Below are 22103 nucleotides of genomic sequence, written 5' to 3' on the forward strand. Positions count from 1 at the left end.
ACGAACCTTTAAAGCCGTTCCACAAAGCGAGCGCTTTTCGCCATCCAATGAGCGATCCTTACTCATACAGTGAGATATAATCAAGAAAAAGGGCGGCATGAACCGCCCTGATTAACTCTTTCTATCGGATTGGTGGCGCGTACATAAAGCCGCCTGCATTCCATAGCGCATTAACGCCACGAGAGATTTCTAACGGCGAACCAGTACCGACTGTACGTTCGAAGCTTTCACCATAATTACCAACTTGTTTGATAACTTGGTAGCCCCAATCGTCACGAATACCCAAACCTTTGCCTTTAGGGCCATCAACACCGAGGATACGTTTGATGTTTGGATCTGTTGACTTCAGCATTTCATCCGCATTCTTCGAACTAATACCGTATTCTTCAGCGTTAATCATCGCAGACAATGTCCACTTAGCGATGTTAAACCATTGATCATCGCCTTGACGAACGACTGGACCTAGTGGCTCTTTAGAGATGATTTCTGGAAGAACGGCCGCAGAGGACGGATCTTTCAAATTCAAACGCAGTGCATAAAGGCCAGATTGGTCAGTTGTTAATACGTCACAGCGTCCCGCATCAAAACCTTTCGAAGTTTGCGCAGCTGTGTCGAATACCACTGGTTTGTACGCCATGCCTTGGTTGCGGAAATAATCTGCAAGGTTTAGCTCGGTTGTTGTACCTGATTGAACACATACCGACGCACCATCAAGCTCTTTAGCACTTGAGATACCAAGTTCCTTCTTCACCATAAAACCTTGACCGTCGTAGTAGTTCACACCTACGAAGTTTAGGCCCAGTGCAGTGTCACGGTGGAGAGTCCAGGTAGTGTTACGGGAAAGCACATCAATCTCACCAGATTGAAGCGCAGTGAAACGTTCTTTTGCGGTTAGGGGTACATATTTAACTTTCGTTTTATCCCCAAGAACGGCTGCAGCCAGTGCTTGGCAATATTCTACGTCGATACCTTCCCATTCGCCTTTTGAGTTAGGGTTAGAGAAACCAGGTAGACCGGTACTTACGCCACAAGTAAGAAAGCCTTGTTTTGTGACTTTGTCCAGAGTAGTGTCTGCTGCTTGAGCTGATGTTGCCATCATCGCAGTAGAAGCCGCTACGACGGAAGCAAGAACTGTGAGTTTATTTGCCATTTGTATCCTTCCTGTATGATCCATGTTTAATCAGGAGTGACCTGAAATAACGTGTCCAATTCGTTAGAGTTATCGTCCTACGTGATTGATTTTCGAAGAAACGGCATTCGATAGATCAACCAGTTATAAGCGTAGGAAAGGATCTGTTAATTCTCAAATATATAATTTAAATGAAGTTTTGAGAGAACTTACAAAGTGCCTTGAGATTTAGAATGACGAAATGTTAATTGTTTGTAAATAGTGCAATTCATGGACAATTTGGTGCATCAGAACAATCAATAGAAGAGTGAACAATACAAAAGAATAAAAAGTTGTTATTAAAACTGTCATTAGCTGAGCAAGGTGAAGTTCAGTAAAAATTCAAACAAAAATTATTTGTGATACCGAAACAGGGTGATGAGCTTGCCCCATTTTTGGTAGCATGGTCTACAACAGCTAATTAGAGTAATCATGGATTGAAATGCGATATTTTCCTCTGTTCTTAGATTTAATTAATAAACCCGTTCTCGTCGTGGGTGGCGGTGAGGTGGCAAGCCGAAAGGTGGAAGCGTTGCTAAAGGCTGGGGCGGATGTGACTATCGTTTCTCCGACGTTGGTTGATTTTCTGTCTAAGCTTGCTTCTGAGCATCAACTGCGCTGGGTACAACGTTTCTATTCGAGTGACATTGTCACTAAAAGCTTTGTTCAAGTGTGGGCGACGACAGACAATCCTGAGCTAAATCACCAAGTGTACAAAGATGCCAAAGAGCTAGGCATCTTGGTTAACGTTGTGGATGATAAGCCTTATTGTGATTTCATCACGCCGTCTATGATTAATCGTGGCCGCATCCAAATCGCTATCTCTAGTGGTGGAGCTTCGCCAGTTTTAATTCGAAACATCCGTGAAAAACTTGAATCGATACTGCCACAAAACATGGGGTTGATGGCGGATTTTGCTAACTCAAAGCGAAACTCAATTAAAGAGGCGCTGCCTAGTGTCGATTTACGCCGCAAGTTTTGGGAGCAATTCTTCTCGAATCCCGAGGTGGAAAACGCGCGAGATAATCGTGAGTTAGAAGCAATTTACCAAGCGACCATGGCAACACCTTTAGATGAAAAGGGAAGTTGTACTTGGGTTCATGTTGGGAAAGATGTTGAGATGTTGCCAATAAAAGCCGTACGCTATATGCAACAAGCGGAGCTGGCTCTGTACTCAACTCGATGTGAAGCGAATGTGTTAGAACTAATACGAAGAGATGCAGAAAGAGAAGCTTTCTCGAGCGCTGCTGAGCTTTCGGATATGCTGGCTAAGGCTAAAGCTGAAAAGCTTCGAATTTGCGTGTTCATACCACAAGGAACGAGCGAATTCGTATTGCTGCAAGGGCAGGACTTAGTTATCTAGCAATGCCAAATGCTAAAGTGGATACGTAGTTCGTTACATTAAAGCCAATAAAAAACGCCAGCGGATTATGCGCTGGCGTTTTTATTTACTTCTCAGATTGATTAATCACGGAAGTTGTTAAACTGGAATGGGATACCCATCTCTGCTTCACGAATCGCTGCCATTGTCGCTTGCAGGTCGTCGCGTTTCTTACCAGTAACACGTACTTTGTCGCCTTGAATAGAAGCTTGTACTTTTAACTTTGCGTCCTTGATAAGTTTCACTACTTTTTTCGCCGTTGGAGTATCAATACCTTGGCGGAAAAGCAGAGTTTGGTGCCAGTTTTTACCAGTAACGTCTGGGTCTTGTGCATCCATTGCGTTCGCGTCAATGTTACGCTTCGCTAAGTGGCCGCGTAAAATATCGCGCATTTGCTTAAGTTGGAAGTCACCTTCCGCAGACATTTTTACGTTTTCTTCTACTAGCTCAAAGCTCGCATTTACGTTGCGGAAATCGAAACGAGTAGACAATTCACGGTTAGCATTATCAACGGCGTTACGTAGTTCAACCGTATCGATTTCAGAAACAATATCAAACGATGGCATGAAGATTCCTTGATTATTTTGTTATAGGGACTTTCGGGACTTAACAGCGCTTGCCAGCATATCTAGCATTGTAGCAGTGTCTTCCCAACCTAGGCATGGATCTGTAATAGACTGACCATACGTTAGGTTATTGATGTCAGTCATTGGCTGATTGCCTTCAAGAATAAAGCTTTCTGCCATGATACCCGCAATACGAGTGCTGCCTGACTTAATTTGGTTACAAATGTCTTGAGCTACGTCGATTTGTTTTCTGTGTTGCTTCTGACAGTTTGCATGGCTGAAATCCACAACCAAACGTTGTGGCAATCCAAACTCAGCTAAAGCATCACATGCTTGATTGACTGATGCTTCATCAAAGTTAGGGCCTTTTTCTCCACCGCGCAGAATAATATGACCGTAAGGGTTGCCACTTGTGCGGTAAACCGTCATTCGACCGTTCTTATCTGGCGAGTAGAAGTAATGCGATGCTTTCGATGCGCGAATTGCATCAATTGCAATTTTTACGTTGCCATTTGTGCCATTTTTGAAACCAACTGGGCAAGATAGTGCCGACGCCATTTCACGGTGAATTTGTGATTCCGTTGTGCGAGCACCAATCGCGCCCCAAGTGATCAAATCCGCGATGTATTGGCCAGTGATCATATCAAGAAACTCAGTAGCAGTCGCAAGACCAAGCTTGTTGATATCCAGTAGTAGTTTACGAGCTTTATGAAGACCAGCTTCAAGTGCGTAAGAACCATCTAGGTTAGGGTCCGTAATCAAACCTTTCCAACCAACTACTGTACGAGGCTTTTCAAAGTAAGTACGCATCACGATAAATAGCTCGTCTTTGTACTTGTCTTGGATTTCACTCAGGCGAGTGGCGTAATCAATGGCAGCTTCAGTGTCGTGAACAGAACACGGACCTACAATCGCAAGAAGGCGATCGTCTTCACCCGATAAAATGTTTTCAATCTGACGACGAGATTGAGCGATACGGTCTGCAACGTCATCCGTAATAGGATGTACACTACCTAGCTCTGCTGGGGTAGGCATTGGACCCAAAGGTTGGGTTCTCAATTCATCTGTTTTTATAGGCATGTTATAGCTTTATTCTCTATTGCGAAGGGGTAAAGATAACGGAATTACAGGCAGGAATAAACCGTTTCACGGGAATCTTCGCCAGGAAATACCGAATTGTATACAAAGGTGTAGGTATTCATTTAAATGACTTATGTATAAATGACAAAACTTGATCATTAAATCAATATATATACATTTGAATTTATAACCATTTTATCTATCTCGCTGTAAGGTAATCTAAGTAACTGCGATAAACTTCATACCTCACGGGTGACGCCGTCACTTCCTGAAGGTTAAATAACTCGTGAGATCGAGCTTTTGTTAACATTTCTTTGACATCTATTTCTTTCGTTGATTAACTGGTCTGACTAGATTGATAAGGAGACCAAAATGTTATCAGCTCTACGTCGTGCGAATTTGTATCTAAATCTGTTTGGCTTTTCAAAAGTGCCGCTGATTTGGCTTTGCCACCCTAAAATCATTGCGATAGATAGCAAGCATGTTGAGGTTCGTATCCCATTGCGCAGAAGAACGAAGAACCACCTGAATAGCATGTATTTCGGCGCTTTAGCCGTTGGCGCTGATGTTGCTGGTGGTTTTCTTGCTATGAGTAAAGCGCAAGAAAAGGGAGAAGCGATCTCGCTAGCATTTAAAGGTGTGAAAGCCGAGTTTTTAAAGCGCCCGGAAGCCGATGTGCACTTTGTTTGTAACGATGGTCATGTCATTGATGAGATGCTCGAGCACACCTTGGCAACGGGTGAACGAGTAAATCGTGACGTAAAAATTGTCGCGCTGTGTCCTAACTTACATGGTGACGAGCCAATGGCTGAATTCTCGCTTACTCTTTCGATAAAAAAAGCAGCCCAACAAAGAAAAGAGGCTGCCTAGTGGTTTGTGGCTCGCTTGTTTAAAGGCGGTGGCTTAATTGAGTTCAATCTTCTCGATAGAGACGATTTTGGAGCGATTTAAGACCACTTTCCAGCGGTAATAAACAGGCTCATCGGTGTGGTTGTCCTCTTTGACAATCACATTGAGCAAATGACGTTTCTCTACTGACTCTTTGGTTACTTGACCTTCATTTAAACGGTAAACTCGGTTTGAGCTTTTATCCATCAAGCGGATGATAGGGCGTAAACTGATGTTCAATGTTTCTCTCGTTTGTTCGTAACCACTCAAGAAAAGAGAGGTCGCCATTTCGGTTTTCTCGTGATAATGAAGAATCTGCTCTTCACGTTGCACGACGCGCTTTTTCCGTATTCTTTGAATCTTATCCGGCAAGCTACTTAAGGTACGATAATCGAGCCACTCCAATTTTTTGCCAACCACTTTTTTCGTCGTTGGATCAACATACTTCTTACGCCATTTTGGCTTGCCTTTACGGATCCATCGCCACATGGCATCGCGTAAATCATCTTTAAAGATTTCTCGTAAAGCGTAAATAAAAGACATCGCGATAATGAATGAGGCAGAAATTTCCCCCAGATAATCGCGAGCGAGAATCACTGTCGAGGTCACGACAACCATCACTAAACCGGTTGCAATACCTTTGATAGCGCGCTTAATGTTGTTACCCATCGATATGGTTTCTTCACGAAGCACGATAGGGTGTTCAATCAATCGCCTTAGCAAGCGCATTTTGTTAGATAGGCGAGTAACGTCTTCAACGACTCTTGATGAGTTGTATTTGTTGAGTTTACGATGGGCTTGCTCTTTCTCACATAGCGTGATCAGGCGCTTCTTGATCGTGCCATAGTCGCCTTCACGTGGGAGATGAGCCACCAGTGACAGGAACTTTTGCTCGGTATACCAAGACAGATAGTTATCGATGTTAACGTAGTAGCGTTTTAAGTTCTCTTCATAAGGAATAGAGCGCCGCAAGCGCTTTAAGATCTCAAGCGTGAGCTCGATAACTTCGTCCACTTCATCTTCCGTTACGGAGTTGTTCTCATGCTTGTTTAAACTTGCTACCGCTTTGTCTAGCGCGATAACGTATTGGTAAGCGAACAAACTCAAACTTACTCGGTATTGCTGATTCGACAGGCGTCCACGTTTGGCAAGTCGACTGTGTACTAGCGGAAGAAGGATTTCAGTACTGTAATAAGATCGTTGCTGTGTGATTGAGGTGTAATAAAATTCGGATTCACTGATGATATCGGCGTTTAAACCAAGCTCACCAGGTATAAAAAAGTAAATATCTAGGTCGACACTTTTGCTCTTTGCGAGTGCATGACTGATTTTTAATGTTATTGAGTCTTGTTTATCGACGGTGACCAAAGAAAGCTCCTGACTTTGTTAAAGCATTCTTAACTTATGCGTACTGTTGAGCAGGTAAGCATAAAAGTGCTAAAAGAGTGACTGGGGCATATAGCTGAACGACAACAGCATAACAGAGCACTATGCTTTTCTCTCTGATTTTCTTGTTAGTTTAGGTATAATTCCACGTAAATTTAAAAAGAGACAAAATCAATGATTAAAATTGGTCAAATTAACAGCTTAGAAGTCATTAAAAAGGCTGATTTTGGCGTATTTCTGGATGGCGATGATTACGGTTCTGTTCTACTACCTAGTAAGTATGTACCAGAGGGTACTGAAATTGGTGAGCATGTAGACGTATTTCTGTACTTCGATTCAGAAAGCCAACTTGCTGCGACCATTGAAAGACCAATTGCCCAAGTGGGTGAGTGGGGTTTAATGAAGATTGAGGGTGTGAATGCGACAGGTGCTTTTGTAAATTGGGGCATCAAAGAAAAGGACTTACTGATTCCTTTTAGTGAGCAACGCACTCGCTTCTCTGCCGGACAAACCATTTTAGTGTATGTTTATACCGACAAAGCGTCAGGTCGCATTGTTGGTACGACTAAGTTCAATAAATGGTTAGATAAAACTCCAGCGAATTATGAAGTTAACGAACAAGTTGATTTGATCATCGCAGAGCGTAGTCAACTTGGTTATAAAGCTATCGTTAACGGTAAGCATTGGGGCATGATTTTCCCATCGGATGTTTTTGGTAAGCTTTACATCGGTAAAAAGCTGAAAGGCTTTATTAAGCACATTCGTGAAGATGGTAAAATCGACCTTGCTCTACAAAAAGTAGGTGTGGCGAAAATGGACGATCTTTCTAGTAAGATCCTTGACCTGCTAGAGAAGAAAGGCGGATTTTTGCCTTTGAATGACAAGTCGTCTCCTGAAGCGATTTTTGATGCTTTCCGCACAAGTAAAGGGACTTATAAAAAGACCATCGGTGGCTTATACAAGCAGGGTAAAATTGTCATTGAGAAAGACGGTATTCGTCTAGCGTAGTCCAAACTCACGTATAGCGGATCTACAGCCAAAAAAAACGGCCCAAACTTTTCCTTTTTTTGGGCCTAGGGGAAACGGCTCCGCAGAGCCTGCGCTAAACTTGTCCAACAATAATTTTGTTGGAGAACATAGAGAGAAATGCCACATCAAAGCATTACTTTGATACAACTAGTTTAGTACAGCGTGTCCGGATCGCTAGCGAGCCCACTTGCTTTCATACTTATGAATTAAAAAGCCATCGCAAATACGATGGCTTTTCATTTATTTATGGTTCGTTACGTCTTTTAAAATAAGTTCTTATCTCGTACTAATTCGCGAGGGAGGCCATTCTTTATTCGGTTGCTTACCCACTTGCCAAGGCCAATAACTGCGCCTTGATAGGTGACAAGCACTTCGCCTTTACCTGTTTTCATTCCCTCAGGAATGGTTTGTGGGCGAACATCACGCCCCATATACCATTCGCGCGCTTCTTCAATACTGAGTTCAATGGCGTTGCTTTCAGAACCTGTCGCCAGGGCGGTCGCGACTTGGTGTTGCCAACGGTAGCCATTTTTATGGGCTTCCGCGATCTTTATACCCATACGGGAGAAGCGTAATTCGCCGATCATCGCTTCTAAAGCATTAGGGAATAACCAGACATCTTTATCGCGAAGCCATACAGAACTGTCATTCGGAAGTTTAATACCTAACGCGCTTTGGAGTTGTTGAGCAATTTCTGTCGATTCTTTTTTTGATGTTTTGGCAAAGGGGAATTTCCCCATGCGCTTTTTGACTTCTGGCGCCTCAACAGCAGCCAGTTTGCGAATTCTTGCAACAAAGAACCCTTCACAGTCGTAGACCTGTGGGAAAATATGCAAAAAGCCTTCTTCAGTTAGGGTTGCCTCTGCGTTTTCAAACAAGTTCTCAAGGCTTTCAAACTCTACAGCATCCCCAAAGGTTTCTTTCAAGTGATGACAAACTTGTTGGTTTTCTTCTGTACTGAGCGTACATGTTGAGTAAACCATCACACCACCGGGCTTTAATGCATGGAAGGCGCTTTCAATAAGATCTTTCTGTGTGTCAGCGATGTCGAGTACGGAAGCTTGCGTCCAGTTTTTCATCGCATCTTCGTCTTTGCGAACGGTGCCTTCTCCAGAGCAAGGCGCGTCGAGCAAAACCGCATCAAATTGTTCTGGTAGCCAACCGCCAAAAACGCGTCCATCGAAGTTACTTAGTGCGGCGTTACGTACCCCACAACGTTCCACATTAGCGTGCAGTACTTTTACACGACTTGCGGCGTATTCATTGGCCACAAGTACACCTTTGTTGTTCATTAAAGCTGCAATTTGAGTGGTTTTTGAGCCTGGAGCGGCTGCGGTATCTAACACGGCATCGTAAGATTCATCATTCATAAACAGAGCAGATACCGGCATCATCGAACTGGCTTCTTGAATGTAGAATAAGCCAGACATGTGTTCTGCTGTGTTGCCTAATGGTACAACTGACTCGTCCGCTTCAATCCAAAACCCCGTCTCACACCAAGGCACAGGAGAAAGCTTCCAGCCTTTTGTTTCTGCTCGTTCTAAAAACGCTTCAACGCTGATCTTCAACGTATTAACTCGAATACTCTTGCGCAGTGGCTTTTGGCACGATGCGATAAAGTCTTCCATGTTGAGGTGAGCTGGAAGGATAGTTTGGATTTTTTCCAGAAACGCGTCTGGGATGTAAACATTAGGATGCAATGTGGGATCTCGTTTGCAGAATTTGTGGCAAATAATATACGAAAGCGAAGCAGAAACGAATAGTGACAAGGGCCGAGCAATAAAAAAGAGCAGCGATTGCTGCTCTTTTAAGGTACTCAAACTTCAATTGTACGTGAATTGAGCTTTATTCTACGGCTTAGGAATCGCTGTACGCCATTGAGTCCAACCTTCTTCAGCTTGTGGATACAAAAAGAAAGATTGCCCACTCTTTGCCGCTGGTGGAATAGTCGATTGCTCTGGCGTTGAAAACGCAATTCCTCCGCGAACTAAACTATCAAAGGTTCCCGCTTTGATGTTAGCGCCGGTAAGCCCGATGGAAACATCTACTCCTGAAACATTCCAGAACACACTGTTTTGACGAACGAGGTAAGCGTATTCAGGCTGTATTTTGATAGTCGTGACGATGCGATCAGCAAATTCTCCTAGGCTTACGTCGGTCACTTGGCCAACTTCCATCTGGCGGTAAAGAATAGGGGTACCGACTTGTACTGAGCCTCTTTGTTCACTTTGTAACGTAAACATGATTCCATGCACGCGTTCTGAACTATTTTCTAATTGAAAATCAAATTTAGCTTTACCTTTACCTGGTTCAACACTGATGGATTTCGACACCAACGCCCCGAGGTTTTTAACGCCACCTAAACCAATTTCTGGTTCAGTTAGCCAAAAATGTGAGCCTTCAACCGCAATGTTTTCTACGTATTCAGGTAGGATCCTTGCAGTGACTTCAACCATGTTACGACGAAAATTCGGTACAACCAGAGTGATTTCACCAACTTTAACACCTTGATATTCAATCGGCATTCCTTTAGCCATCTCTTGCGAACCGTCGGTTTCTAAAGCAATGACGCGCCCAAACTTGCGAGCGGTTTTTTGATCAGAATACAGCTTCCAGTTTTCTCCGATTTTGTTTTCAACGCCTGGCACGGAGTCAAAAGCGATGCCACCTTCGATTAACGATTTTAAAGGGTGCGCTTTCACACTGACTCCGGCTAATGATGCATCTATCTCGATCCCTGAACGATTCCAAAAAACGGTTTGTGGCGTTACAAGATAAGCGAAGCGGTTTTCGATAGTAGCCTTAATTAGTACTCCGCCATCAATTAGTTGGAAATCGGAGACGTTACCAACTGGAAGATTACGATAGAGTAGAGGACTGCCTTTGGAAATCGGCGGCAATTCAGAAGCAAATAGTGTTAGAGCCCTAGAGCCACTTTGATTGTACTGCGCCAATTCAGCCAATGATTCATTTTGGAACAGCTGATACTCTTTTTGAATATCCTGCTTGCCTTCGCTCACAAAACTAATTGACCCGGTTAACAACTGCTTTGCTGGAGGAACGGTAACGCTGAGCCCCGATTCAGTTAACTCTGCTGATGCACTGCCGGTTACATAAAAACGATTGTTTGATTTGATCAGATGTTTGTATTCATGGTCAATCAATACATCCATAAATACTTCGTGTTGTGATTTTTTATCTTCCTTAACTAGGCCCACTTTGATGATTGAACCAACAACGATGCCTTTATAAAGTACATTGGCACCGCTATCTAGGCCAAACGAATTGTCGGACACCAACCGAATCGCGATGGACTTTTCTTGCTGTTGGTTAAACACGTTTTTACGAATCGCAGTAAAGCGGCGAGAGCGTTCACCCGCGCCCGGCACGATCGTTAAGAAGTTTCCTCGCACTAAATTAGCAATGTTTTCAACACCAGAAAGGGACACCTTTGCTTCTTCTAAGACAAATCGAGTACCTGTCGTCAGCATGTCACTAAAAGCGGGTTGAATTGCCGCTGACGCCAATATCACTTCTCGACCTTCGGAAAGGCTCAAGTCCGTAACTTGGCCAATTTCAATTCCGCGATACATAATTGGAGCGCCTTCCCCGCTGATCTTGCTGTCATCAGGTAGGACGATTTTAACCGCGATGCCTCGACCAGCAGTTTTCAAATCTTTATACAAACGGAACTCGGTGTTCTCTTCTACAGGCTCACCATCATCCGGAGAGTCGACTGCGATGGCGCCACCTAGTAAGGCACTCATGCTTTCTAGTCTTACATCGACACCTTCAAAACCGATGCTGGCACCAATTCCACTGACGTTCCAGAATCGACTGCGGTTGTTAATGATATGTCGGTATTGATCCTGAATGTTGGCTTGAATAGTGATAGATTTTGCATCTTCATCTAGCTGGTAACTGTACACTTCACCGATTGGGATTTTCTTATAAACAATTTGAGAGCCAACCGATACACCACCTAAATCACGGCTTTTGAGCTTAATATTCAAACCTTGAGAAACGCGTAAATCTGTTGGGGCAGAGTCTAACGCATGGAATGTTGTCTCAAACTCTTGACCATCTCCGGGTTGAATCGAGATGTAGTTACCTGAGACGAGCGCATCTAGTCCGGAAACTCCCGTTAGGCTAGCTGTTGGTTTTACTAACCAAAAGCGTGTTTTATCGTTCAGTAACTTTGCAGCTTCAGGATAGATATCAGCATCGACATAAATACTGCCGAGATCTTCGGTGAGGTTAATGTCTCTTACCATGCCGACTTCTAATCCTTGGTAACGGATAGTGGTTCGGCCGGCGACAAGACCAGCGGCATCAGAAAAATAGATTTGCACTCGTTGTCCTGCATCGTGTATCGACTTCACAACAAGCCAGCCAGCTAAGACCATGGTCAAAATTGGCAACAGCCAAAGAGGAGATATGCCTTTACTCCGCTTTACATCTGGTACGTATGACGTTTGAGAACTGTTCTGATCACTCATTCATTGACTCTTTTTCTGATTGTTTTGGGCTTGTTTGGTCCCAGATTAGCCTTGGATCAATACTTTCTGCTGCAAGCATGGTCAATACAACGACAACACCAAATGCTACCGCGCCATATCCTGGTGTGAAATCCAGTATCTGACCACGATCGACTAAAGTCATCATGATAGAAATAACAAACAAATCCATCACAGACCATTTACCGATCCATTTAACAACAAAGTAAACCATCATTCGTTGTCTCTTAAACACCGAACGTTTGAATTGGATGCAAAGCATGATGTAGGCGAGCCCAAGTATTTTAATCACCGGGACAACGATACTGGCAACAAAAATGATCGCAGCGATTCCATACATGCCGCTTTTTACCAAACCAGCCACGCCTGAAAAAATAGTGTCCTCCAAACGCTTACCATTGGTAAGCAAGATGGAAATAGGGATCAGGTTAGCGGGGAAGATGGCGACCGTTGCTGCGATGAGGTAAGCCCATGTTTTCTGAATGGAGTTTGGCTTGCGATGATATAACTCGTGATGACAACGCTGGCAATGATCACCTTCAGGCTGGGACAAGTGGCATTCATGGCAATGCACATCTTTATGCTCAAAAGCATATAAACTTTCTGGTTTCCAAGCTTCCCAATAACGACGCACGCTGATTCTTGAAACTAACAAAACGGTAAATATCTGCAAAAGAACCAGACCAATTAACCCTGGGCCGACGAAAATGTCGGAATAATCTTGGAGTTTAAAACAAGAAATGGCGATGCTAACTAAGAACACATCCAACATAACCCAATGCTTCAAATGTTGAATTAGCCACAGTGAGATACGAAGCCCACGGAACCATCGTTGATGTAAAGAAATATGCGCCGTTACCACTGAAACACAAACCGTCAGTGGCGCTAGAGAGCTACAAAATAGAATGAGCAATGAAAGAAGAACAAATCCTTCTTCCATCAATGTGATCATCCCTGAAGGCAGGGTTGCTGGAATCATCACACCAAAGAGTCGGATGCTAATAAAGTTAAAAAAGTGCGATGGAATAAATAGTAGGATACAGGTTATCGCGACGGCTAGATTACCAGAGAGGCTAGGGCTACCTCCGCGATATAATTGTGTACCACAACGAGGGCAGTGTGCATTTTTGCCATGGGGTAAGTCGACGATGTCGACAGGCAATTCACAACCTTGGCACAAACGTACGTTATTGGGTTGCATGGCGTGCTTAGACAGAGAGGTCATAACGACCTCTCTAGCTTGAACGATTTAAGCGTGGGACTGTATGCCCCCATATAAGGTTTGATATAAGCCTTCTTGCTCAACTAACTCACCATGAGTACCTGTTTGCGTCACTTTCCCATCTTCAAGCACGTAGATCAAATCGGCTTGTTTCACAGCGGATAGTCGGTGCGCAACGATTAATGTTGTTCTACCACGTAAGAACTCGGTCAGTGCTTTGTGTAAAGCCGCTTCAGTAGCGGTATCTAGCGCAGACGTGGCTTCGTCTAAAATAACAAATTGAGGATTACTCAGCACCATTCTAGCAATGGCAAGCCGTTGTCGTTGACCTCCTGACAAACGAATGCCATTACGACCAACTTGAGTATCCAAGCCGTGGTTAAGTTGAGAAATTACATCATGCAGCTGAGCCACTTCAAGCGCACGCCAAAGTGACATTTCGTCAAAATTCCCACCAAGCGTTAGATTATGCCTCAAGGTATCGTTAAATAGTATAGGTTGCTGTAATACCACGGCAATTTTGTCGCGAATTACTTCAAAACCAATATCTTCTGTTAATTCATCATTAAAGCGAATGCTACCGGAGTTTTGACGGTAAACCCCAATAAGTAATTGTATCAAGGTTGACTTACCACCGCCGCTTGCACCAACCAACGCCACTTTCTTTCCTGCCGGCATATGTAAAGAAAGATTATCTAGGACTTTGTTTTCATTATTGTAAGAGAAATTAATGTTTTCTACTTTAACATCAACTTCTCTACCTTCTTTGAAAGGATTTACCTTAGGAACCGGACTCTGCTCTTCTTCTAACTCTAATAAGTCGTTGATGCGTTTTAATGCGGCTTTAGCGCTGTACCAAGAAAACTGAATCCCAAGCAACTCTTGAACAGGAGACAGCATGAACCATAGGTAACCAAAAACGGCAAATATTTGGCCAATAGTAAGGTCACTGAACATGACCATTAACATTGCGACAGCTCTGAATAATTCAAAGCCGATCAAAAAGAGAAGGAAAGAAACGCGACCAGCCGCTTCAGATTGCCAAGCATACTTGTCTGCATCAACGCGAACTTGGTTCGCACTGTCTTTGAGTTGCTGGAGAAATTCTCGCTCTTTATTGGCCGCGCGTAGTTGGTAGATTCCATCTAATGTTTCAACTAAACGGTTTTGGAAAATTTCAAAAGAATGATTTTCCTTCCGTTTCAGATGTTTAACCATACTGCCTAGTTTACGTGAGAAGTAAATGACAATAGGGTTAACTAACAGGATAAACAGACCAAGTCGCCAATCGAGCCAAAGTAGAACGATAGCAGTACCAATAACAGTCAGAAAACTGATAACGAATTTTGCTAACGTAGAACCAATAAATTTATCAATGGTCTCAATGTCAGTGATAAGGTGTGCGTTGATTCCTCCGCTACCTTTGGTTTCGTATTGTCGGATGCTGATACGGCCGAGTTTGTCGATCATTTTACTGCGCATCTCAAACGTGATGGTTTTTGAAACAAGCGTAAATTGTCGGCTTTGAAGGATATTTAATCCTTGGCTCGCAGCTCGCATAAGAACAACCAAGAACAGGGTGAAGAAAATATAGCCTGTCGGAGTGTGCCACGCTTCAGGGAGAATGGCATTCATGGCATCTAAGCCTTTTGCAGGTTGGTCCAATAAGACCTCATCAACCATCAAAGGCATGAGGAGGGGAATTGGAACACTAATCAAGGTTGCAAGCACCGCTATCAAGTTCGCTATGATCAGCTTGGACTTGTGCTTTTTTACTTGTGTTATCAACCAAGAACGGCTAATAGTGTCATTTTTCAGAAGCATTGTAATTGAGAATAAGTCCTATTATAAAGTAGGGCTGCATTTTAGCGCCATACATTGAGAATGGAAGCTTTTATAGTAAGTAGGAAGTTAATATGAACTTAGAACAATACCAAAGACTAACCAAACAAGCTGTTGCTCTAATTGAGTCTGAACCAGACTTTATTGCGAACCTAGCAAACTTGAGCTCATTGCTTTTCATGGAACTTGACGATCTTAACTGGGCAGGCTTTTACCTAACAAAAGGTGAAGAGCTTGTTCTTGGTCCGTTCCAAGGAAAACCAGCTTGTGTTCGTATCCCAATGGGTCGAGGCGTCTGCGGTACTGCTGCACAAACTAATACTATACAAAGAGTATACGACGTTCACGAATTTGAGGGGCATATTGCGTGCGATGCAGCGAGCAATTCAGAAATTGTGATTCCATTTTCTATTAATGGAAAGGTGGTTGGTGTACTTGATATTGATAGTCCAAGTATTGGCCGATTTAATGAAACAGACGAAGAAGGTCTCACTCATTTCATGGTTGAAGTAGAAAAGCTGCTTAATTCACACGCGAACGACGCATAAATTAGCCTTCGAGTGTGGTTTTTCCTTGGCATGTCACTATAATACGAGAATATTTTTTCTTAATGCTCGCGGAAATCCGCTCAAATCAGGACCCCTCATGACTGAAAAGTTAAAAAACAGCAAAGAAGTTATTGCATATATTGCTGAATGTTTCCCTAAGTGCTTTACTTTAGAAGGTGAAGCAAAACCTCTGAAAATTGGTATTTTTCAAGATCTTGCGGAACGTCTAAATGAAGACGAAAAAGTAAGCAAAACACAGCTTCGTGCAGCGTTAAGACAGTACACTTCATCATGGCGTTACCTACACGGTGTAAAACCAGGTGCAGTACGTGTAGACCTAGATGGCAACCCTTGTGGTGAGCTAGAAGAAGAGCACGTTGAACACGCGAAAGCGACACTTGCAGAAAGCAAGGCGAAAGTTCAGGCTCGTCGTAAAGAACAAGCACAAAAAGCTCGTGAAGAGGGTAAGGCGAAAGCGAAACCTGCGGCTAAAAAGCCTCAACAGCCTCGTCGTACTAATAAACCAAAAGTACAAAAACCAACTAAGCCTGTAGAAACGCGCGCTCTAAATGCTGATGAAATCACAGTAGGTAACGCAGTTAACGTGAACATGGGCAAAGGAAACATGGCAGCGACCATTGTTGAAATCAATAAGGATGATGTACGTGTTCAACTTGCTAACGGCCTACAAATGGTTGTGAAAGCGGAGCACTTGCGCGCATAAAGGAGATACTCCTACGCATGAATTGCCGTTCAAAAGTGACCCTGATTGCTGCTAGCTTATGGCTAGCAGCATCAGCTCAGGCTCTTGAAGCCAAACTACATAAAGATGACCTGCCGGTTCTTTCTCCTGAAGTTCAGCATGAAACAGCTAGCAAACGAGTCACCTCGCGATTTACCCGCTCTCATTATAAGCACTTCAGCCTCAATGATGATTTCTCTAAAGCGATATTTGAACGCTATGTAGAGTTGCTTGATTACAATAGAAATATTTTCACTCAAGCAGACATCGATTCATTTAAAAATTGGTCAGTCGAGCTTGATGATCAGCTTAAATCGGGCAACAACCAAATTGCTTTTGATGTTTACAACCTCTCAATGCAGAAGCGTTTCGATCGTTTTGCTTATGCGTTAACTCTACTCGATGAAGAGATCAAGTTTGATACCGATGACGAGATAGAGTTAGACCGCTCTGACGCCGCATGGCCAAAAGACGAAGCAGAGCTCAACGAGTTGTGGCGCAAGCGTGTGAAATATGACGCGTTAAATCTGAAACTGACTGGCAAAGAGTGGCCAGAGATTAAAGAAGTTTTAGAGAAGCGTTATAACAACGCGATGAAGCGCATCACACAGACCAACAATGAAGACGCATTTCAGTTGTATATGAATGCCTTCGCGCGACAGGTTGACCCTCATACAAGCTACCTTTCTCCACGTAATGCCGAGCAATTCCAATCGGAAATGAACCTTTCTCTAGAAGGCATCGGCGCCGTTTTGCAAATGACAGACGATTACACAGTAATTCGTTCACTTGTTGTTGGCGGTCCGGCATCAAAGAGTAAGCAACTTGGTGAAGGGGACCGAATCACTGGTGTTGGACAAGACGGTGAAGAAATTGTCGACGTGATCGGTTGGCGTCTGGATGATGTTGTTCAGTTAATCAAAGGCCCTAAAGGCACAAAGGTTAATCTACAGATCTTGCCAGAAGGTAACGATGCTAAGAGTTACATTGTCACAATTGTTCGTGACAAAGTTCGCTTAGAAGATCGTGCGGTTAAGTCAGAAATCATCGAAAAAGACGGTAAGAAGATTGGTATTTTAGAAGTACCAAGTTTCTACGTCGGCTTATCGAAAGACACCGATAAATTACTAGCTGAGTTGAAAACCAAAAACGTTGACGGCGTAATCGTTGATCTACGTAACAATGGTGGTGGTGCGCTAACAGAAGCGACGGCATTGACAGGTTTATTCATTAAAGAAGGTCCTGTAGTTCAAGTTCGTGACAGCTATGGCCGCATCAAGGTGAATGCCGATACCGATGGAAAAGTGAGTTATGATGGCCCATTGACGGTGTTGATTAACCGCTACAGTGCTTCAGCATCTGAAATTTTTGCAGCGGCAATGCAAGATTATAATCGTGCAATCATCTTAGGTGAAAACTCTTTCGGTAAAGGTACAGTTCAGCAACATCGTTCACTGAATCATATTTACGATCTTTTCGATAAAGAGCTAGGCTACGTTCAGTACACGATTCAGAAGTTTTATCGTATTGACGGTGGAAGTACGCAAAATCGTGGTGTTGCACCAGATATTTCGTACCCAACGCCAATTGAGGCTTCTGAAACAGGTGAAAGTGTTGAAGACAATGCTTTACCTTGGGATCAGATTGATAAAGCACAATATCAAACGTTTCCAAGTAACGACGCCTTAGTTGAAAAACTTACTGCTCTTCATAACAAGCGTATTTCTGATGAAATGGAGTTCCGCTTTATCAATGAAGACATCGAGAAATATCGTAAAGAAAAAGACGATAATACTTTGTCTTTGAACGAAAAAGTTCGTAAAGCTGAATCGGATAAAGCGGAAGCCCTTCGATTACAACGCATAAATGAACGTCAAGTTGCTTTGGGTAAAAAAGCATTCAAAACATTGGATGACATACCAAAAGATTACGAGGCTCCTGATGTTTATTTAGATGAGTCTGTCGCGATTATGGTCGATCTACTTAAGCAGGAAAATCAGTCATAATAACTGGCAATTTAGAATAAAAAGAGTGAGTCTTTCAGATTCACTCTTTTTTTATGCCTTTTTGTCTTCCGTTGTCTCGATATCGAGCAAGATATTCGCTTATTTTCCCCCAATAATTTACGTGATCTACATCTAAAATTTCGCGAAAGTGAAGACTACTGGCTAAGCTAAAAGAAAATGATAAGGATGCCGATATGAAGTGGTTCTTTATTTTACTTAGCTTTTGCTGCTTTAGTGTGGTTGGTGGAGAAAACACCAGAGAAGATGAATTAAGTCACTTTGACACGCCGTTTCTCATCGGAGACTGGTATTTAATGAACCCAAACCCCGAAGAGTCGGCTGAAAACTTTCGCGCGATCAAACTCTCATTAGGTTCTGACTACAGCTTTTCTATTGATATTCAAAAGAAAGACTATTCCGTTGACCATTGGGAAGGGCTGTATAATGCAAATGAAGACACAATCGTTCTTGGTTTAAACACCGACGAGCCTCAAATTTATGCCTATCGCAACAACCATAATACGCTTGATCTTAATGGTGTAACGTTCACTAAAGGATTATCTAATTCACTTGCAGGTATTTGGTCTAGCTCTCACGTATCTGGCGACGGTCTTGTGGCTAACAACATTAATCAGATGGATTTGATACTTCAACCTGATTTCGTGTTCATGTTTAGGGTTTCGAACGAAGAAGGGGATGAGTCCATCAAACAAGGTGTGTTTTACACAGAAGATGAGTTTTTGGTTCTGCTGTATGAAAATGGCGAGCATGGAACCACGTATAAGCTCAACAAGAATGAGCTAACGATCGAAGATTCCAATGGTGATATGTACGCCGTACTCAATAGAGTTACGCCATGATGCCTTTAACATGCGCCAAATTACGCGTGCGTACGGTAAGTCATTAATGTTGTTTAAATGTTAATCAAAAAACGGAGCTAGAGCACTAAAAGCTCCGTTTTTTGATGGAAAGACTTGTATTCTGATACCACAACCCCTACAAATAGCTTATATAGTGATACCAGAACTGCATTTTTGATCATGCAGTCTGGTATTTTTGTTGTTCGACATACAAGGATTTATGCTCATGTCTCAAGCTCCCCTGGCCAAATATCGTAAAGATTATAAAGAGCCATCTCATGCGATTACTGATATCGATCTTACTTTTGATCTATATGACAATGACACAATCGTTACGGCGGTATCAAAAGTTGCTCAAAAAGGCGATACAACAACGCTAGAACTCGATGGCGAAGGGCTTGAGCTACGCGCTGTAAAAGTAAATGGTGAGGATTGGGCTCATCACGAGGTGAAGGAGTCATCGCTGGTACTGACCGATCTTCCATCCGAGTTTGAACTTGAAATCGTCACCAAAATTGATCCTGAAGCGAATACAGCACTCGAAGGTTTGTACAAATCAGGCGGCGCATTTTGTACTCAGTGTGAGGCTGAGGGCTTCCGCCGTATCACGTACTATCTAGACCGTCCGGATGTTCTAGCAAAATACACAACAAAAGTGATCGCAGATAAAGCGGCTTACCCATATTTGCTGAGCAATGGTAACCGAATTGCAGAAGGTGATGCAGAGAACGGTCGTCATTGGGTTCAATGGCAGGATCCGCATCCAAAACCAGCTTACTTGTTCGCCCTTGTTGCAGGCGACTTTGATGTATTGCGTGACAAATATACAACGATGTCAGGTCGCAGTGTTGATTTAGAAATCTTTGTTGATAAAGGTAACTTAGATCGTGCAGGTCATGCGATGACATCGCTGATCAACTCGATGAAGTGGGATGAGGAACGCTTTGGCCTGGAATACGATCTGGATATTTACATGATCGTTGCTGTTGATTTCTTCAACATGGGTGCAATGGAAAACAAAGGCTTGAACATTTTTAACTCAAAATATGTTCTGGCGAACGATCAAACTGCGACAGATCGTGATTATTTAGGCATCGAAGCTGTGATAGGTCATGAGTACTTCCACAACTGGACTGGCAACCGTGTCACTTGTCGTGATTGGTTCCAACTAAGTCTAAAAGAGGGCTTAACCGTATTCCGTGACCAAGAATTCTCTTCTGACTTAGGCTCTCGTGCTGATAACCGTATTGATAACGTACGTATTATTCGTGGTCCTCAATTTGCGGAAGATGCAAGCCCAATGTCTCACCCGATTCGTCCTGACAAAGTCATTGAGATGAATAACTTCTACACGCTAACGGTGTATGAAAAGGGCAGCGAAGTTATTCGCATGTACCATACACTCCTTGGCGAAGAGGGCTTCCAAAAAGGAATGAAACTTTATTTTGAACGTCACGATGGTACCGCCGCGACGTGTGAAGACTTTGTTTCTGCAATGGAAGATGCCACCGGTGTTGATTTAAAACAGTTCCGTTTGTGGTACAGCCAATCGGGTACACCAACGCTACGCGTAAATAGCGAATACAACGCTGATGCAAAAACTTACGCACTAACGGTAGAGCAATTTACGGAGCCGACGCAAGACCAAACAGAAAAACAAGCGCTGCATATTCCGTTCGATATCGAGTTGTATGATTCGAAAGGTCGAGTTATCCCACTGGTGATTAACGGTGAATCTGTTCATAACGTGCTGGATATTAAACAAGATAAGCAAACGTTCGTATTTGAAAATGTCGAAGAACAGCCAGTGCCATCTTTGTTGCGTGAATTCTCGGCACCAGTCAAATTAGAATACGATTACAGCGATGACGAGTTAGTCTTCTTGATGAAGCACGCAACGAACGATTTTGCTCGATGGGACGCTAGCCAAATGCTATTGGCTAAATACATTCGTCAGAATGTGAAAAATATTCAAGCGGGACAAGAAGTATCGCTTTCTGAAGGTGTGATAGATGCTTTCCGCGGTGTGCTGTTGGATGAAACGCTTGAGCCAGCTTTCATTGCTCAAGTTTTCTCTATGCCTTCAATCAATGAGATTACTGGTTGGTACCAGCAAATTGATATCGATGCCGTAGACAAAGTGCTAAACAGCATTACAGTGTCACTTTCTAAGGAATTAGAAGATGAGCTAAGTGCGACTTATCACACGCTTAAGCAAACAGAGTATACGATCGACCATGCTGCTATTGGCAAGCGTGCTTTACGTAACCGTTGCCTTCAGTACCTAGCATATACGGAAAAAGGTAATGATTTAGTCAACGCGCAGTACGCATCTGCAAATAACATGACAGATACGATTGCTGCGATGAGTGCCGCAAATAACGCTCAGCTCGAGTGTCGTGAAGCACTTATGGCTGATTATAGCGATAAATGGAAGCACGATGGTTTGGTTATGGATAAGTGGTTTGCACTTCAAGGTAGCAATCCTGCAGAGGATGCTCTTGAAAAAGTAAAAGCAACCATGAACCACGAAGCATTTAGTTTGAAAAATCCGAACCGTACGCGCAGCTTAATTGGCTCGTTCTTAAGTGCGAACCCTGTACGTTTCCATGATAAATCCGGTGTAGGTTACCAGTTTGCCGGTGAAATTCTTCGCCAACTAAATGATTCGAACCCACAAGTAGCTTCTCGAATGATTGATCCTTTGCTTAAGTTCCGTAAATACGATGAAGCTCGCCAAGCAATGATTCGTGCAGAACTTGAAAAGCTCAAAGCAATGGATAATCTTGCTAAAGATCTATTCGAAAAAGTGACTAAAGCACTAGACGAATAGTAAACAACACAATAGGGTGGTCATTTAGACCACCT

General features: G+C 43.1%; 16 protein-coding genes. 8 read left to right on the forward strand and 8 right to left on the reverse strand.

The genetic code is table 11. The annotated features are described in order from the left end of the window. Positions 1-121: 121 nt before the first annotated feature. Positions 122-1150 (reverse strand): amino acid ABC transporter substrate-binding protein, encoded by a 1029-nt coding sequence (locus R7P74_RS00070; protein ID WP_005377403.1) that lies wholly within the window; start codon positions 1148-1150, stop codon positions 122-124. A 460-nt stretch (positions 1151-1610) separates the two neighbouring features. Between R7P74_RS00070 and R7P74_RS00075 the strand changes: the two genes are divergently transcribed. Then, complete coding sequence (locus tag R7P74_RS00075) at positions 1611-2531, forward strand: precorrin-2 dehydrogenase/sirohydrochlorin ferrochelatase family protein (RefSeq protein ID WP_005390199.1); 921 nt, start codon at positions 1611-1613, stop codon at positions 2529-2531. 101 nt (positions 2532-2632) lie between these two features. Here R7P74_RS00075 and R7P74_RS00080 read toward each other — a convergent pair whose 3' ends face one another. Both R7P74_RS00080 and R7P74_RS00085 read right to left on the reverse strand, forming a co-directional pair. Continuing rightward, positions 2633-3115: a YajQ family cyclic di-GMP-binding protein gene (locus R7P74_RS00080; RefSeq protein ID WP_005377415.1), complete on the reverse strand. Its 483-nt coding sequence runs from the start codon at positions 3113-3115 to the stop codon at positions 2633-2635. A 21-nt stretch (positions 3116-3136) separates the two neighbouring features. After that, positions 3137-4195: a 3-deoxy-7-phosphoheptulonate synthase gene (locus tag R7P74_RS00085; RefSeq protein ID WP_213877442.1), complete on the reverse strand. Its 1059-nt coding sequence runs from the start codon at positions 4193-4195 to the stop codon at positions 3137-3139. Between the two features lie 372 nt (positions 4196-4567). On the opposite strand from R7P74_RS00085, the gene R7P74_RS00090 reads away from it, so the two are divergent. Further along, on the forward strand, positions 4568-5065 hold the full coding sequence (locus R7P74_RS00090; protein ID WP_005377418.1) for a DUF4442 domain-containing protein: 498 nt from the start codon (positions 4568-4570) through the stop codon (positions 5063-5065). A gap of 33 nt (positions 5066-5098) precedes the next feature. On the opposite strand, the gene R7P74_RS00095 is transcribed toward R7P74_RS00090, so the two are convergent. Beyond that, a complete protein-coding gene (locus tag R7P74_RS00095) occupies positions 5099-6451 on the reverse strand; it encodes a hypothetical protein (protein WP_005377421.1) in 1353 nt (450 codons plus the stop codon). Between the two features lie 192 nt (positions 6452-6643). Here R7P74_RS00095 and R7P74_RS00100 point away from each other — a divergent pair, with 192 nt between their 5' ends. After that, positions 6644-7477: a CvfB family protein gene (locus tag R7P74_RS00100; RefSeq protein WP_017633794.1), complete on the forward strand. Its 834-nt coding sequence runs from the start codon at positions 6644-6646 to the stop codon at positions 7475-7477. A gap of 284 nt (positions 7478-7761) precedes the next feature. Here the strand turns inward: R7P74_RS00100 and rsmF are convergent, their stop codons facing one another. The 4 genes from rsmF to R7P74_RS00120 form a co-directional block, all read right to left on the reverse strand. Then, entirely contained in the window at positions 7762-9198 is a 1437-nt protein-coding gene (gene rsmF / locus R7P74_RS00105; RefSeq protein WP_318122462.1) for a 16S rRNA (cytosine(1407)-C(5))-methyltransferase RsmF, read from the reverse strand. 150 nt (positions 9199-9348) lie between these two features. Further along, a complete protein-coding gene (locus R7P74_RS00110) occupies positions 9349-11997 on the reverse strand; it encodes an MlaD family protein (protein WP_318122464.1) in 2649 nt (882 codons plus the stop codon). Beyond that, positions 11990-13240, reverse strand: a complete 1251-nt coding sequence (locus R7P74_RS00115; RefSeq protein WP_005377429.1) for a paraquat-inducible protein A — start codon at positions 13238-13240, stop codon at positions 11990-11992. The genes R7P74_RS00110 and R7P74_RS00115 overlap by 8 nt, the downstream gene beginning before the upstream one ends. Before the next feature lie 24 nt (positions 13241-13264). Further along, positions 13265-15061, reverse strand: a complete 1797-nt coding sequence (locus R7P74_RS00120) for an ABC transporter ATP-binding protein (RefSeq protein ID WP_318122466.1) — start codon at positions 15059-15061, stop codon at positions 13265-13267. 92 nt (positions 15062-15153) lie between these two features. On the opposite strand from R7P74_RS00120, the gene R7P74_RS00125 reads away from it, so the two are divergent. The 5 genes from R7P74_RS00125 (at position 15154) to pepN (ending at position 22068) form a co-directional block, all read left to right on the forward strand. After that, a complete protein-coding gene (locus tag R7P74_RS00125; protein ID WP_005377433.1) occupies positions 15154-15627 on the forward strand; it encodes a GAF domain-containing protein in 474 nt (157 codons plus the stop codon). A 97-nt stretch (positions 15628-15724) separates the two neighbouring features. Continuing rightward, a complete protein-coding gene (gene proQ / locus R7P74_RS00130) occupies positions 15725-16351 on the forward strand; it encodes an RNA chaperone ProQ (RefSeq protein WP_005377435.1) in 627 nt (208 codons plus the stop codon). Positions 16352-16368: 17 nt separating this feature from the next. Then, positions 16369-18375: a carboxy terminal-processing peptidase gene (prc, locus tag R7P74_RS00135; RefSeq protein WP_213962515.1), complete on the forward strand. Its 2007-nt coding sequence runs from the start codon at positions 16369-16371 to the stop codon at positions 18373-18375. A gap of 194 nt (positions 18376-18569) precedes the next feature. After that, a complete protein-coding gene (locus R7P74_RS00140) occupies positions 18570-19235 on the forward strand; it encodes a hypothetical protein (RefSeq protein WP_062730582.1) in 666 nt (221 codons plus the stop codon). A gap of 226 nt (positions 19236-19461) precedes the next feature. Further along, positions 19462-22068: an aminopeptidase N gene (gene pepN / locus R7P74_RS00145; protein WP_225472946.1), complete on the forward strand. Its 2607-nt coding sequence runs from the start codon at positions 19462-19464 to the stop codon at positions 22066-22068. Positions 22069-22103: the final 35 nt, after the last annotated feature.

The organism is Vibrio sp. 2033, from assembly GCF_033339735.1.

Bases quoted from the DNA above. Each gene is read 5' to 3' on its own strand.
- pepN (WP_225472946.1), top strand. From the start codon at position 19,462: ATGTCTCAAGCTCCCCTGGCCAAATATCGTAAAGATTATAAAGAGCCA.
- R7P74_RS00075 (WP_005390199.1), top strand. From the start codon at position 1,611: ATGCGATATTTTCCTCTGTTCTTAGATTTAATTAATAAACCCGTTCTC.
- R7P74_RS00115 (WP_005377429.1), bottom strand. From the start codon at position 13,240: ATGACCTCTCTGTCTAAGCACGCCATGCAACCCAATAACGTACGTTTG.
- prc (WP_213962515.1), top strand. From the start codon at position 16,369: ATGAATTGCCGTTCAAAAGTGACCCTGATTGCTGCTAGCTTATGGCTA.
- R7P74_RS00110 (WP_318122464.1), bottom strand. From the start codon at position 11,997: ATGAGTGATCAGAACAGTTCTCAAACGTCATACGTACCAGATGTAAAG.
- R7P74_RS00100 (WP_017633794.1), top strand. From the start codon at position 6,644: ATGATTAAAATTGGTCAAATTAACAGCTTAGAAGTCATTAAAAAGGCT.
- R7P74_RS00120 (WP_318122466.1), bottom strand. From the start codon at position 15,061: ATGCTTCTGAAAAATGACACTATTAGCCGTTCTTGGTTGATAACACAA.
- R7P74_RS00090 (WP_005377418.1), top strand. From the start codon at position 4,568: ATGTTATCAGCTCTACGTCGTGCGAATTTGTATCTAAATCTGTTTGGC.
- R7P74_RS00080 (WP_005377415.1), bottom strand. From the start codon at position 3,115: ATGCCATCGTTTGATATTGTTTCTGAAATCGATACGGTTGAACTACGT.
- proQ (WP_005377435.1), top strand. From the start codon at position 15,725: ATGACTGAAAAGTTAAAAAACAGCAAAGAAGTTATTGCATATATTGCT.
- R7P74_RS00085 (WP_213877442.1), bottom strand. From the start codon at position 4,195: ATGCCTATAAAAACAGATGAATTGAGAACCCAACCTTTGGGTCCAATG.
- R7P74_RS00070 (WP_005377403.1), bottom strand. From the start codon at position 1,150: ATGGCAAATAAACTCACAGTTCTTGCTTCCGTCGTAGCGGCTTCTACT.
- R7P74_RS00125 (WP_005377433.1), top strand. From the start codon at position 15,154: ATGAACTTAGAACAATACCAAAGACTAACCAAACAAGCTGTTGCTCTA.
- R7P74_RS00140 (WP_062730582.1), top strand. From the start codon at position 18,570: ATGAAGTGGTTCTTTATTTTACTTAGCTTTTGCTGCTTTAGTGTGGTT.